The sequence below is a fragment of the Luteimonas salinisoli genome (genome assembly GCF_013425525.1).
Lineage (GTDB): Bacteria > Pseudomonadota > Gammaproteobacteria > Xanthomonadales > Xanthomonadaceae > Luteimonas > Luteimonas salinisoli.
Window position 1 is genome coordinate 1 of record NZ_JACCKA010000092.1, and the last position, 12,697, is coordinate 12,697.

Below are 12,697 nucleotides of genomic sequence, written 5' to 3' on the forward strand. Positions count from 1 at the left end.
GCCGCAAGTCGCTCCCCGATACTCGCTTTGTTGCGACGCCACCCCCACCCGATGGAGCGACATTCGCCGGCGCTTCCAGAAAAGCAGGAGCCCACGCGGCCACACCTTGCCGCGACCCACGCTTTCCGGCCCGCCCCCAGGCCATCCAGGCTGCAACCGGCTCCTGTGGCCACCGGGCCAGCGCCTCCCGCGGCTTTCGCGTCCATGGGACGCCGCTACGGGGCATTGTCGGCCCGCTCGTCCCGGCAGGCCGCGATCGGACTCGGCGTGACGACCGCGTCCTGAAAGCGACACGCTGGATTGGGCACAATGCGGGCATGGCAGCAGCGCCCCCCACCCGTCCGCTGCCGCCGGCGCTCGATGACGACTGCGCGTTGTTCCTCGACGTCGACGGCACCCTGCTCGATTTCGCTCCCGATCCGGCCAGCGTCGCGGTGCCTCCGCCACTGCGCGACGTCCTCCAGGCACTTGCGCTGCGCCTGGACGGGGCCGTGGCGCTGATCAGCGGCCGCCCCCTGGCCACCCTGGATGCGCTTTTCGCGCCGCTGAAGCTGCCGGGGGCGGGCATGCACGGCCTGGAGCGCCGCAACGGCGGCCGCAAGGCGAAGCCCCCGCGCCCCCCCGACGCCCTGCACCGGGTCCGCGGCGAAGCCGAAACCCTCAGCGCGCGCCATCCCGGCACCGTGGTCGAGGACAAGGGCACCGCGCTCGGCCTGCACTGGCGCCGCGCGCCGCAGCACGGTGCGACCATGCGCGCCTTCGCCGAGGCGGCCCTGCCGCGCCTGCCCGGCTACCGGCTGCAGCATGGCGATCACGTCGTCGAACTGCGCCCGGGCGGCGCCGACAAGGGCGACGCCATCGCCGCCTTCCTCGGCGAGGCGCCGTTCCGCGGCCGCCGCCCGGTGTTCGTCGGCGACGACCTCACCGACGAGCACGGCTTCGCCGTGGTCAACGCCCGCGACGGATTCAGCGTCCTGGTCGGCGACCGCGAGCCCAGCGCCGCCCACTACGCGCTGCGCGACACCGCCGCCGTGCACGCCTGGCTCGAATCCAACCACAGGACCCTCACCGCATGACCGGACCCTCCCTCGACCTCGGCGTCATCGGCAATGGCAGTTTCGGCGCCCTCATCGACCGGCGCGCCCGGGTGGTGTGGAGCTGCCTGCCCGCCTTCGACGGCGACCCCGCGTTCTGCGCCCTGCTCTCGCCGCGCGACCACGACGGCGGCGACTTCGGCATCGAGCTGGAGGACTTCGAGCGCAGCGAGCAGGCCTACCTCAACAACACCGCGATCCTGCGCACCGTGCTGTACGACCGTCACGGCGCCGCCGTCGAGGTGATCGACTTCGCCCCGCGCTGGCGCGAGAACGACCGCTTCTACAGGCCCGTGGCGATCATGCGCAGGGTCACGCCGCTGGCGGGCAACCCGCGGGTCCGGGTGCGGGTGCGGCCGCTGGCCGACTGGGGCGCGCGACGGCCCGACACCACCTGGGGCAGCAACCACGTCCGCTACCTGCTGCCGGAGTTCACCCTGCGCCTGACCACCGACGTGCCGGTGCGTTTCGTGCGCGAGGAGATCTCCTTCGTGCTCGGCCACCCTGTGCACCTGATGCTCGGCGCAGACGAGTCCTTGACGCGCTCGCTGGCAGGCTACGCCCACGAGGCCCAGGAGCGCACGGCCCACTACTGGCGCGAATGGGTGCGCTACCTGTCGGTGCCGCTGGACTGGCAGGAGGCGGTGATCCGCAGCGCCATCACCCTGAAGCTGTGCCAGTACGAGGACAGCGGCGCGATCATCGCGGCGATGACCACGTCGATCCCGGAGGCGCCGAACAGCGCGCGCAACTGGGACTACCGCTACTGCTGGCTGCGCGATGCGGCATTCGTGGTCCGCGCGCTCAACCGGCTGGGCGCGACCCGCAGCATGGAGGAGTTCTTGCGCTACATCTTCAACATCGCCACCCACGAAGGCACCCTGCAGCCGCTGTACGGCATCGACTTCGCCGAGGAGCTCGAAGAACACGAGGTCGCGACCCTGCGCGGCTACCGCGACATGGGCCCGGTACGACGCGGCAACCTGGCGTGGATGCAGAAGCAGCACGACGTCTACGGCAGCGTGGTGCTGGCCTCCACCCAGCTGTTCTTCGACCTGCGCCTGGCCGAGCCCGGCAACGCCGACACCTTCCGCAAGCTCGAGCCGCTGGGCGAGCGCGCCTATGCGCTGCACGACGAGCCGGACTCCGGGCTGTGGGAGTTCCGCGGCCGCGCCGAGGTGCATACCTATACCGCGGCGATGTGCTGGGCGGCCTGCGACCGCCTGTCGAAGATCGCCGCCAAGCTGGGCCTCGCCGACCGCGACGCCTACTGGCGCGAACGCGCCCACGCGATCCGCGAGCGCGTGCTCGAGGAGGCCTGGAGCGAGGAACTGGGCCACTTCACCGACACCCTCGGCGGCCACCGCCTCGACGCCTCGCTGCTACTGCTGCCGGACTTCGGCTTCGTCGACGCGGAGGATGCGCGGTTCGTCGCCACCGTGGAGGCGATCGGCCGCGACCTCAGGCGCGGCGACGGCCTGTTCCGCTACATCGCCCCGGACGACTTCGGCTCCCCCGAGACCAGCTTCACCATCTGCAGCTTCTGGTACATCGACGCGCTGGCGGCAATCGGCCGCACCGACGAGGCCCGGGAGATGTTCGAGGCGATCCTCGCCCGCCGCAACCATCTCGGCCTGCTGTCGGAGGACCTGGCGTTCGAGGACGGCGAGGCCTGGGGCAACTTCCCGCAGACCTACTCGCACGTCGGCCTGATCATCGCCGCGATGCGGCTCTCGCGATCCTGGCAGGAAGCCTCGTGAGCCGCCTGGTCGTCGTCTCCAACCGCGTCGCCGTCCCCGGCGAGAGCCGCGCCGGCGGCCTCGCCGTGGCGCTGGAAGCGGCGCTGAAGGAGCACGGCGGCCTGTGGTTCGGCTGGAGCGGCAAGACCTCGCGCGATCGCAGCGGCGAGCTGCACGAACAGGCCAGCGGCGACGTGCGCTACCTGACCATGGACCTCAGCCGCGCGGACCTGGACGCCTACTACAACGGCTTCGCCAACCGCACCCTGTGGCCGCTGCTGCATTTCCGCCTCGACCTGGTCGACTACGACCGCAAGACCCGCGAGGGCTATGCCCGGGTCAACGCGCTGTTCGCCGAGAAGCTGGCGCCGCGGCTGAAGGACGACGACATCGTCTGGATCCACGACTACCACCTGATCCCGATGGCCTCGATGCTGCGCGAGCGCGGCATCGGCTGCCGGATCGGCTTCTTCCTGCACGTGCCGATGCCGTCCTCGGACCTGCTGGCGGCGATGCCAAACCACTCGCGGCTGTTCTCCTCGCTGTACGCCTACGACCTGGTGGGCTTCCAGACCCAGCGCGACGTCGAGCGCTTCCAGGACTACGTGCGCCTGTTCGGCGGCGGCGAGGTGCTCAAGGGCGGCACCCTGCAGGCGCCGGGGGGACGCCGGTTCTGCGCCGCCTCGTTCCCGATCAGCATCGACACCGAGCACATCGCCGCGCAGTCGCGGGCGGCGATCAACAAGTCTGCGGTGCGCGGGCTGCGCGCCAGCCTCGACGGCCGCGACCTGGCGATCGGCGTCGACCGCCTCGACTACTCCAAGGGCCTGCCGGAGCGGTTCCGCGGCTTCGAGCGCTACCTGGAGAGCCACCGCGACCAGAAGGGCAGCCTGACCTACCTGCAGATCGCCCCGGTCTCGCGCGGCGACGTCAGCGAGTACCGCAAGCTGCGCAACGAGCTCGAGCAGATCTCCGGACACATCAACGGCGCCCATGCGCAGCCGGACTGGACCCCGCTGCGCTACGTCAACCGCAACTTCGCCCATGCCACGCTGACCGGCTTCTACCGGGCGGCGAAGGTCGGCCTGGTGACCCCGCTGCGCGACGGCATGAACCTGGTGGCCAAGGAGTTCGTGGCGGCGCAGGATCCGGAGGATCCGGGCGTGCTGGTGCTGTCGCTGCTGGCCGGCGCGGCGTACGAGCTGAGGGAGGCGCTGCTGGTGAATCCGCACGACTACGACGGCGTGGCCGACGCCATCGCCATCGCCGCCACCATGCCGAAGGAGAAACGCATCGAGCGCTGGCAGGCGATGATGGAGCACCTGCGCGCCAACGACATCGGCGCCTGGCGCCGGCGCTACCTCGAGGCGTTGGAAAAGACCTGATCGCCGCAGCCGACGCTCCCGTACGAAAACGCTGCGCGATCGCCCGTAGGAGCGTGCCATGCACGCGAAAGCCGGCGCGAGTTGGCCGACGCCCGGAATCACCGCCACCCCAAACGGATGCTCCCGCGGCCTTCGCGGCCATGGGCCGCTCCTACAGGAATCGGGTCGCCGCAGCTCTCGTAGGAGCGTGCCATGCACGCGAAAGCCGGCGCGACCGGCCGCACCCGGAATCACCGCTGACCTGGACGAAACCACCGGATATCACCGCCGCCCCAAACGGACGCTCCCGCGGCCTTCGCGGCCATGGGCCGCTCCTACAGGGCGAACGATGACTCGCGGATTCACCGTTCGCGGTAGACCACTGTCGCCATGCGCCCGCCGCGACCGTCGCGGCGGTGCGAGAAGAACCGGTCGCGATCCGTAATCGTGCACTCCCCGCCGCCGTGAATCTCGCCCGACGACATCCCGGCGGCCGTCAGGCGCATCCGCGCCAGGGCGTAGAGATCTGCGAACCAGTGCCCGGGGCGGGTCGCCACGAAGGCTTCCGCGGCGCGCCCGTCCGCGGCGAAGAAGGCATCGCGGACCGCGGCGTCGACCTCGTAGGCGCGCGGGCCGGCGGCAGGACCGAGCCATGCGCGCACCGCGCTTGCGGGTGCGCGCAGCTCCGCCAGCGTCGCTTCCAGCACCCCGGCCGCAAGCCCCCGCCAGCCGGCGTGGACCGCCGCCACTTCGCTGCCGTCGGCGGCGGCCAGCACCACCGGCAGGCAATCGGCGGTCAGCACCGCGAGCACGGTGCCGGGGTCGGCGGTCACCGAAGCGTCGGCTTCGGGCGCCGCTGCGCGGTCCGGCGGCCCCCCGGCGCCGAAAACACCGAGCTCCACGCCTGCAGCACCGCCTTCCGGGCGCCCCCCGGCAGCAGGCCCCGCCGCTTGGCCAGGCGCATGCGGCGCGAGATCCGCCCCCGGACCGTCGAAGCGCGCCGGGGACTGCACCGGCCGATCCCAGCGCTGGACCGCGATGCCGTGCACCTGCCGCAGCCAGCACGGCGGCCCGGGCAGCCCGAAGCGCCGCTCCAGTTCGGCGCGGTTGCGCGCGACTGCGGCGGGATCGTCGCCGCAGTGCGCGCCGAGGTTGAAATCGTCGAATGGCGGTGCCGACACCCCGGCGCCGCGGCGCAGCGTGGTGAACGCAACCACCCCGGGCGGCGCCGGCCAGGCGGCGCGGAGGATGGCCGGTTCGGCGTCCTGGGCGCTCACCGGCCCGGCCCGGCCGCCCTGGTGTCCTCGCGCAACTGCCGCATCAGCTCCAGCATGTCCTCGGGGACCGGCGCGCCGACCCGCAGCGGCTCTCCCGTGCTCGGATGCCGGAACTCGAGGGTTTCGGCGTGCAGCGCCTGGCGGCGGAAGCCGCGCAGCGCCGCCACCAGCCCGTCGGTGGCCGCTTTCGGCAGCTTGAGCGCGCCGCCGTACAGCGGATCGCCGACGATCGGGTGGCGCAGGTGCTGCATGTGCACGCGGATCTGGTGGGTGCGCCCGGTCTCCAGCCGGCACTCCAGCGCGGTGTGCGCGCGGAAGCGCTCGCGGACCCGGAAATGCGTCACCGCGTCGCGGCCGTCCTCACGTACCGCCATGCGCAGGCGGTCGCGCGGATGGCGCTCGATCGGCCCGTCGGCGGTGCCGCCGCTGACCAGCGCGCCGACCACCACCGCCAGGTACTGGCGGTGGACCGCGCGCGCCGACAGCTGCTCGACCAGGGCGGCATGCGCCTGCAGGGTGCGCGCCACCACCATGACGCCCGAGGTGTCCTTGTCCAGGCGGTGCACCACCCCGGCCCGCGGCAGCGCCGCCAGGGCGGGATCGCGGAACAGCAGCGCATTGACCAGGGTGCCGGTGCGGTTGCCGGCCCCGGGGTGCACCACCATGCCGGCCGGCTTGTCGATCACCAGCACGTCCGCGTCCTCGTGGAGCACCGTCAGCGGGATGTCCTCCGGGGCGTCGCTGGTCTGTTCGTCCAGCACCACGTCCAGGGTGACCAGCTCGCCCCCCGCCACGGCCTCGCGCGGCCGCACCTGGCGGCCGTCGAGCAGGGCGTCGCCGGACTTGATCCACTCGGCCAGGCGGGAGCGGGAGAACTCCGGGAACAGCTCGGCCAGCACCGCGTCGAAGCGCCGCCCTGCGTGGTGGTCGGGGATCCGGGCGCTGCGCGCGCCGGTGTCGTCGTCGGGGGCGGTTTCGGTCATGGAGGGCTTCGGTTCAGGCGTCGTCGCCGGTCCGGCGATGCAGACTGCTATTATCGGCCCTTCGTGCCGCCGACGCCCAACGCCCCATGACCCGAGCCCGTTCCCTGCTGCGCAATGCGCTGATCCTGTCGCTGTTGGCCATCTTCATGGTGTCCGGCTGCTCGCGGTTCCGTGGCGAGAAGACCGACGTGGACGAGGGGATCCCGGTCGAGGAGCTGTACGAGAAAGGCCACGCCTCGATGCGCTACGGCAACTGGAACAGCGCGGCCCAGACCTTCCGGCGGCTGGTCGCCCAGTACCCCTATGGGCCCTACACCGAGCAGGCGCTGATCGAGACCGCCTACGCCCAGTACAAGATGGGCAACAACGAGGAGGCGATCTCCAGCATCGACCGCTTCCTGCGCACCTACCCCACCCACCGCAATACCGCCTACATGTACTACCTGCGCGGGCTGGTGAATTCCAACCGCGACACGGTGTTCCTGCAGCGGGTCTGGGCGCTGGACGCCAGCCGCCGCGACCTGGCCACGCCGAACCAGGCCTACGCCGACTTCAGGATCGTCGCCGAGCGCTTCTCCAACAGCCGTTATGCCGGCGAGGCGCGCGAGCGGATGGCGGAGCTGCGCAACATGTTCGCCCGCCACGAGGTCGAAACCGCGCTGTACTACCTGCGCCGGGGCGCATGGGTCGGCGCCGCCAAGCGCGCCACCTACACCCTGGAGACCTACCCGGAGAGCGCCTTCCAGAACGATGCGGTGGCGGTGCTGGCCGAGTCCTACACCCAGCTGGGCAACGACGCCCTCGCGGCCGACGCACGCCGGGTGCTGGAACTCAACGCCCCCGATCACCCCTGGTTGCGCGGCGACTGGCCCGACTATCCGTGGGCGGTCCGCAAGCTCAACCCGTTCGCCGGCGAGAAATCCCCGCTGCAGCGGGACTGACCCCCGGGCACCGGAGGGGCTGCGGCGAGCCGATTCCCTAGGAGCGGCCCATGGCCGCGAAGGCCGCGGGCGGCGCCGGTTGCCGTGACGATGTTCCCGGGCGCAGCAGCCGGCTTCAGCCGCCCGCCCTAGCGCTCGCGCTCCCAGTCGAAGCCGGACAGCTGCGCCAGTTCCTCGGGGGTGAGCACGCCCACGTGGTGCAGGCCGTGCACCACCCAGGTCGGATACGAGCCCACGCCCGCCGCCGCGCATTCGCGCGCGACCGGCCCGCCGCGGCCCTGCGGACTGCATTCGACGTAGGGAAGCCGCGGCGCCGACGCGCCGAACAGGCGCGCCTGGCGCCGGCAGTTGCCGCACCAGGAGGCGCCGTAGTATTTCGCGTCGATCGCATCCAGGTGGGCCACCAGCGCCGCCACCCGTGGATTCTCCGGTCGCCGGTCCAGCACGCCGCTGGCTGCGACGTGCAGGACGGCCACCACCCCCAATGCCAGCAGCCCCCCACCCAGCCACCAGGCGCCGCGGCTGCGATCGGATGCGCCGGCCCTGCGGACATGGACCACGCCGAAGATCGCGGCCATCGTCGCCAACGAGGCCATGCACCAGCCGCAGATCGCCTGCAGCGACAGGATCCCGGCCGCGGTCAGGTACACGCTGATCGCCAGCCCCAGCAGCGAGAGCCGCGACAACCGCCGCCAGCGCCGCGCGGCCGAGCGCCCGGTGGCGGCGGCCAGGGCGAGCAGCGCGTACATCGCGAAGCCCCAGAGCGCGATCGGCAGCCCGAACAGCGTCGACCAGCGGCTCTGGGCGATCGCGTCGCAACCGCCCCCCTCGGCGCAAAAGGCCGGCGCCGCATCGCCCCAGGCGGCCACCATGAGATAACCGGTCAGGAACAGGCCGAGGGCCGCGAGCGCCAGCACCACGCGATCGGGCGGCAGCCGCGGCGCACGCGCCGCGGTCCTGGCTCCGGAGACCGGGGCGGTGGTCGCTGCAGGATGCTGGCGGGTCTGCTTGCGCTTCTTTCTGGCCATGGGTCCGTGTCGGAGTGACGGATCGCGATTCTAACGGCAGCCGCGCGGGCCGCTGCCTGTGTGCATGGAACGCTCTTGCGGAGCGGGTTCGGGCGACAACTCAGCCGGCGTAGCCGTTGCTGATCGGATAGCGACGCTCGCGGCCGAAGGCCCGATGCGAAACCTTCGGCCCAGGAGCGGCCTGGTGGCGCTTCCATTCGCTGATGCGTACCAGCCGCAGCACCTTGTCGACCGTCCCCGGATCGAAGCCGGCGGCGACGATCTCCTCGCGCGACTGCTCGCGGTCGACGTAGCGCAGCAGGATCGCGTCGAGCACGTCGTAGGGCGGCAAGGAATCCTCGTCCTTCTGGTCGGCGCGCAGCTCCGCCGAGGGCGGACGCGAGATCACCGCCGGCGGGATCACCGGCGCGCCGGCCACGGTGTTGCGCCACCGCGCCATGGCGAAGACCTCGGTCTTGTACAGGTCCTTGATCGGCGCGTAGCCGCCGGCCATGTCGCCGTAGATGGTGGCGTAGCCCACCGCGTATTCGCTCTTGTTGCCGGTGGTGAGCAGCAGGCCGCCGAACTTGTTGCTCATCGCCATCAGCAGCGCGCCGCGGGTGCGCGACTGCAGGTTCTCCTCGGTGACGTCCGCTTCCATGCCCTCGAATGTCCCGGCCAGCGCGTCGAGGAACCCCTGGAACGGCGCCTCGATCGGCACCGACAGCAACCGCACCCCGAGGGCCCTGCACTGCTCTGCGGCCAGGTCGTTGCTCAGATCCGCGGTATAGCGCGAGGGCATCGCCACCGCGGTGACGTTCTCCGCGCCCAGCGCATCGACCGCGATCGCCAGCACCACCGCCGAGTCGATGCCGCCCGAGAGCCCGAGCCACAGCTTCGAGAACCCGTTCTTGAAGCAGTAGTCGCGGACCCCGCGCACCACCGCGCGCCAGGCCATCGCGTCGCGCCCCCCGTCGGTTTCCAGTGGCCACTGCACCGCGGTCAGCTCGCGGCGCTCCGGGTGGTAGTCGGCGACCAGCCAATGTTCCTCGAACGCGCGTGCGGCGTGGTGCACCTTGCCGTCGGCGTCTGCGAGCACCGAGCTGCCGTCGAACACCAGCGCGTCCTGGCCGCCGACCACGTTGAGATAGGCGAGCGCCACGGCGCTCTCGCGGATGCGCTCGGCCAGCAGGGCATCGCGCTGGGCATGCTTGCCGCGCTCGAACGGCGAGGCGTTGGGCACCAGCACCAGCTCGGCGCCCGCGGCCGCGGTGTCGTGCAGCGGCTCGGCGAACCACAGGTCCTCGCAGATCACCAGCCCCACCTGCACGCCGCCCACCTCGAACACGCAGGCGCCGCCGTCGGGGTCGACGTGGAAGTAGCGGCGCTCGTCGAACACGTTGTAGTTGGGCAGCTCGCGCTTGCGATAGGTGGTCTCGACGCGGCCGTCGCGGAGCACGCTGGCCGAGTTGTAGAGCACGCTGCCGGCCGACTCCGGCCAGCCCACCACCGCGACGATGCCGGTGGCCGCCTTCGCCACCTCGCGCAGCGCGTCCTCGCAGTCGGATAGGAACGAGGGCCGCATCAGCAGGTCTTCGGGCGGGTAGCCGCTGATCGCCAGTTCCGGGAAGAGCACGATATCGGCCCCGAACTCCTCGCGCGCCTCGACGATCATCAGCGCGATGCGCTCGGCATTGCGGGCGACGGCGCCGACCGGGAAGTCGAACTGGGCGAGGGCGATGCGCAGGGGCTTGGTCATGTCGGGACGGTCCTGGGAGCGAATGGCATCAGCGTACATAGCCTGCCGCGCCCATTGTAGGAGCGCGCCATGCGCGCGAAGCCCGGAGCGGGTGGCCACGCCGGGAATCGCCGCCGACCCCGCCGGAGCTTCCCGCGGCCTTCGCGGCCATGGGCCGCTCCTACGGGCAGGAAGACTTCCGGGAAGGCGAAACGCGGCGAGGCGCCACGAGAAAGGCCGCCCGGAGGCGGCCTTCTTGCGATCCCGCGGGCGGGCTCCCGCCCCGGGGAGACCGAATCCTCAGCCCTGCAGCAGCTTCGCCAGCGCCGCGCCGAGGTCGCCGGGCGACTTCACCGTGGTCACGCCGGCCTTCTCCAGCGCCGCGAATTTGCCCTCCGCGGTGCCGGCGCCGCCCGAGGCGATCGCACCGGCGTGGCCCATGCGCTTGCCCTTCGGCGCCGACGCGCCGGCGATGAAGCCGACCACCGGCTTGGTCACGTATTCGCTGATGAATTCGGCGGCCTCCTCCTCGGCCGAGCCGCCGATCTCGCCGACCATGATGATGCCGGCGGTCTGCTCGTCGTCCTGGAACAGCTTCAGGCAGTCGATGAAGTTCAGACCGTTGATCGGGTCGCCGCCGATGCCGATCACCGTCGACTGGCCCAGGCCCGCGTCGGTGGTCTGCTTGACCGCCTCGTAGGTGAGCGTGCCCGAGCGCGAGACGATCGCCACCTTGCCGGGCTGGTGGATGTGGCCCGGCATGATGCCGATCTTGCACTCGCCCGGGGTGATGATGCCCGGGCAGTTGGGGCCGACCAGCACCACGTCCTCGTACCCCTTGAGCACGTTCTTGACGCGCAGCATGTCGAGCACCGGGATGCCCTCGGTGATGCAGACGATGACCTTGATGCCGGCATCGGCCGCCTCGAGGATCGCGTCGGCCGCGAACGGCGGCGGCACGTAGATGACCGAGGCGTCGGCGCCGGTCTCGCTGACCGCCTCGGCGACGGTGTCGAAGACCGGCAGGCCGAGGTGCTCGCTGCCGCCCTTGCCGGGGGTGACGCCGCCGACCACCTTGGTGCCGTAGTCGAGCATCTGCTCGGCGTGGAAGGTGCCCTGCTGGCCGGTGAAGCCCTGCACGATGACCTTGGTGCTCTTGTTGACCAAAACGCTCATTCGATTTTTCCTACCTGTTCTGTGACCGGATCGGCTCCGGCTCGGCGGGCATCGGCGCTGCCGATGCCCTTGCGTCATGCCTCCACACCCCCACCCCGCCGCTTCGTGGCGGGGTCGCCCCCTGACTCAGGGGGCTATCGAGGCGGCCTCGAAACCTCGGTCGATCATGCGGCCTTGGCGGCCGCGACCGCCTTGCGGGCGCCGTCGTTGATGTCGTCGGCGGGGGTGATCGCCAGGCCGGAGTTCTTCAGCAGCTCCTTGCCGGCCTCGACGTTGGTGCCTTCCAGCCGCACCACCACCGGCACCTTGACGTCCACTTCCTTGACCGCGGCGATGATGCCCTCGGCGATCATGTCGCAACGGACGATGCCGCCGAAGATGTTGACGAAGATCGCCTTCACGTCGGCATCGCTGAGGATCAGCTTGAACGCCTCGGTCACCCGCTCCTTGTTGGCGCCGCCGCCGACGTCGAGGAAGTTGGCCGGCTCGCCGCCCTCCAGCTTGATCACGTCCATGGTCGCCATCGCCAGGCCGGCGCCGTTGACCATGCAGCCGATGTTGCCGTCCATGGTCACGTAGTTGAGATCGTGCTGGCTGGCGGCCACCTCGGTCTCGTCCTCCTGGCGGATGTCGCGCATCGCCACCAGGTCGGCATGGCGGAAGGAGGCGTTGTCGTCGGAGTTGACCTTGCCGTCCAGCACCGCGAGGTCGCCGTTCTTCAGGATCGCCAGCGGGTTCAGCTCGACCAGCGACAGGTCCTTCTCGTTGAACAGCCGGTACAGGCCCATCATGATCCTGGTCAGCTGGTTGACCTGCTTGCCGTTCAGCCCCAGCGCGAACCCGAGCTCGCGGCACTGGTAGGGCTGCAGGCCCTGCACGAAGTTGATGTTGAGGGTCTGGATCGCGTCGGGGTTCTCCTCGGCGGTCTTCTCGATCTCCACCCCGCCCTCGCTGGAGGCGATGAAGGTGACCGACTGAGTGCCGCGGTCGACCAGCACCGACAGGTACAGCTCCTTGGCGATGTCGGTGGCCTGGGTGACCAGCACCGTGTCCACCGGCAGCGCCACGCCCGCCGACTGGTAGGTCTCCATCTTCGTGCCGAGCATCGCCTTCGCGGCGGCGCGCACCTCGTCGAGGGTCTTGCACAGCTTCACGCCGCCGGCCTTGCCGCGACCGCCGGCGTGGATCTGCGCCTTGACCACCCAGAAGTCGCCGCCGATCGCCTTGGCGGCGTCGACCGCCTCGTCCGCGGCGCGCGCGACGCGCCCTGCGGGTACCGCGATGCCGTAGTCGGCAAAGAGCTGTTTCGCCTGATACTCGTGGAAATTCATGTGGGGTCCATGCGTGGGAGGGTCGTGGGCATGCCGGCGCGGTCGAA

At 71.1% G+C, this 12,697-nt stretch carries 10 protein-coding genes; 4 read left to right on the forward strand and 6 right to left on the reverse strand.

The window, feature by feature from the left end; genetic code table 11:
• Positions 1–317 precede the first annotated feature (317 nt).
• From otsB to otsA, 3 genes are read left to right on the forward strand one after another with little or no spacing between them, the layout of a single operon-like run.
• Complete coding sequence (otsB, locus tag H0E84_RS18310) at positions 318–1,076, forward strand: trehalose-phosphatase (RefSeq protein WP_180680100.1); 759 nt, start codon at positions 318–320, stop codon at positions 1,074–1,076.
• Entirely contained in the window at positions 1,073–2,854 is a 1,782-nt protein-coding gene (locus tag H0E84_RS18315) for a glycoside hydrolase family 15 protein (RefSeq protein ID WP_180680101.1), read from the forward strand. Before otsB ends, H0E84_RS18315 begins: the two co-directional genes overlap by 4 nt.
• Entirely contained in the window at positions 2,851–4,218 is a 1,368-nt protein-coding gene (otsA, locus tag H0E84_RS18320; protein WP_180680102.1) for an alpha,alpha-trehalose-phosphate synthase (UDP-forming), read from the forward strand. The genes H0E84_RS18315 and otsA overlap by 4 nt, the downstream gene beginning before the upstream one ends.
• 341 nt (positions 4,219–4,559) lie before the next feature.
• Here otsA and pgeF read toward each other — a convergent pair whose 3' ends face one another.
• Together pgeF and rluD are read right to left on the reverse strand one after the other, a co-directional pair.
• Positions 4,560–5,474 carry a peptidoglycan editing factor PgeF gene (gene pgeF / locus H0E84_RS18325; protein WP_180680103.1) on the reverse strand — a complete coding sequence of 305 codons (915 nt, stop codon included), beginning with the start codon at positions 5,472–5,474 and terminating at the stop codon, positions 4,560–4,562.
• Positions 5,471–6,457 carry a 23S rRNA pseudouridine(1911/1915/1917) synthase RluD gene (rluD, locus tag H0E84_RS18330; protein ID WP_180680104.1) on the reverse strand — a complete coding sequence of 329 codons (987 nt, stop codon included), beginning with the start codon at positions 6,455–6,457 and terminating at the stop codon, positions 5,471–5,473. The genes pgeF and rluD overlap by 4 nt, the downstream gene beginning before the upstream one ends.
• Before the next feature lie 86 nt (positions 6,458–6,543).
• Here rluD and H0E84_RS18335 point away from each other — a divergent pair, with 86 nt between their 5' ends.
• On the forward strand, positions 6,544–7,398 hold the full coding sequence (locus H0E84_RS18335; RefSeq protein ID WP_180680105.1) for an outer membrane protein assembly factor BamD: 855 nt from the start codon (positions 6,544–6,546) through the stop codon (positions 7,396–7,398).
• 128 nt (positions 7,399–7,526) lie between these two features.
• On the opposite strand, the gene H0E84_RS18340 is transcribed toward H0E84_RS18335, so the two are convergent.
• The 4 genes from H0E84_RS18340 to sucC all read right to left on the reverse strand — a co-directional run bounded on the left by H0E84_RS18340 (position 7,527) and on the right by sucC (position 12,650).
• Complete coding sequence (locus tag H0E84_RS18340) at positions 7,527–8,426, reverse strand: vitamin K epoxide reductase family protein (RefSeq protein WP_180680106.1); 900 nt, start codon at positions 8,424–8,426, stop codon at positions 7,527–7,529.
• A gap of 100 nt (positions 8,427–8,526) precedes the next feature.
• Complete coding sequence (locus H0E84_RS18345) at positions 8,527–10,164, reverse strand: NAD+ synthase (RefSeq protein WP_180680107.1); 1,638 nt, start codon at positions 10,162–10,164, stop codon at positions 8,527–8,529.
• 279 nt (positions 10,165–10,443) lie between these two features.
• A complete protein-coding gene (gene sucD / locus H0E84_RS18350) occupies positions 10,444–11,319 on the reverse strand; it encodes a succinate--CoA ligase subunit alpha (RefSeq protein WP_180680108.1) in 876 nt (291 codons plus the stop codon).
• A gap of 164 nt (positions 11,320–11,483) precedes the next feature.
• Entirely contained in the window at positions 11,484–12,650 is a 1,167-nt protein-coding gene (sucC, locus tag H0E84_RS18355) for an ADP-forming succinate--CoA ligase subunit beta (RefSeq protein WP_180680109.1), read from the reverse strand.
• Positions 12,651–12,697: the final 47 nt, after the last annotated feature.